The 1172-nt window shown below is 43.3% G+C and carries 2 protein-coding genes; both read left to right on the plus strand.

Annotation, left to right across the window (positions count from 1 at the left end; all coding sequences use genetic code 11):
• Positions 1-454: type II secretion system F family protein (locus F6K20_RS39330; protein WP_287298573.1), on the plus strand; the 454-nt coding region annotated here is incomplete at its 5' end.
• A gap of 4 nt (positions 455-458) precedes the next feature.
• Positions 459-1055, plus strand: coding sequence for a hypothetical protein (locus tag F6K20_RS39335; RefSeq protein ID WP_009149223.1), 597 nt, complete (start codon positions 459-461; stop codon positions 1053-1055).
• Positions 1056-1172: the final 117 nt, after the last annotated feature.

Consider the following 1172-nt stretch of genomic DNA (forward strand, 5'->3'; position numbering starts at 1 on the left):
TCTGTTGAAAATACCTCTGTTTGGTGAGTTGAATGAAAAAGGCTCTGTAGCTCGCTTTTGCCGAGTGTTTGGCTCCTTAACTCGTTCGGGAGTACCGATCCTGAATTCCTTAGATATTGTAAGAGATACAGCGGGTAACCAGGTAATTTCTAATGCTATTAACTCAGCTAAAAATGAGATTCAACAGGGTGGGATGATTAGCCTGGCTTTACAACGAGAAAACATTTTTCCTCCTTTAGCAATTCAAATGATTAGTATTGGAGAAGAGACGGGTGAGTTGGATTCTATGGTGATGAAAGTTGCTGACTTCTATGAAGATGAAGTGGAGCAAGCGGTTAAAGCACTAACTAGTATCTTGGAACCAATTATGATTGTGGTTTTGGGAGGCATGGTTGGTGTGATCTTGATATCTATGTATCTACCAATGTTTAAAGTGTTTGAAACTATGGGCTAATTCGATGCCTGTTCACAAATCTGATTACGAAGCTTGGCTAGCAGAGTATAGTAACCATGATGGTGCGATCGCACTCCTTAAATCCTATCGACCTTACCTGGAAATGATTCCTAGTATGCGCCGACCTAATGAGTGTGTGATCACCATTCCCTTGCCAGTGGTGAGAATTCGTCACTCGCCATCCTCCTTAGGGCATAAAAGCGTTAGCCATGGCACGATCACCGAAGCCGTAGGTTTACCCTGTGATCTAGCTATGGTAATGTGTGATCCCGAATGGAAAGTCAAGATGGAGATCGAGATTGTTCTATTTATCCATCGCCCCCATGAAGACTTTTCTGATTTGCTCAGTCGCTGGCGTCATACCCAAGTGTTACTAGACAAAGACTATGAATGGCTAATGCCTCCTGGCTATCAACACATTCTCAGTGATGGCGTAAACCGTATCTATCCCCTGTTTGTGGTGTTCCCAGAGACACCCCAACGGATTCAGCGAGGCTTACTAGGGGCTAGTCTACCATTTGTGCTGCAAACGACCGATGCTATTAGTCTGGAACAGGAGGAAACATCAGACAGCTGCTCCAGCAAAAGTCCACCAGCTTAGTTTAATAATTTGGGGAGATAGGGAGGTGGGGAGTTTGGGAGATGGGGAGATATTTATTAAGGGTAATTATCAGGAAATTATTTTATTATAGCGTTTTTTAGAGCTATAGACAGAAGA

The sequence above is a fragment of the Moorena sp. SIO2C4 genome, from assembly GCF_010672485.1.
GTDB classification, from domain to species: Bacteria; Cyanobacteriota; Cyanobacteriia; order Cyanobacteriales; family Coleofasciculaceae; genus Moorena; species Moorena producens.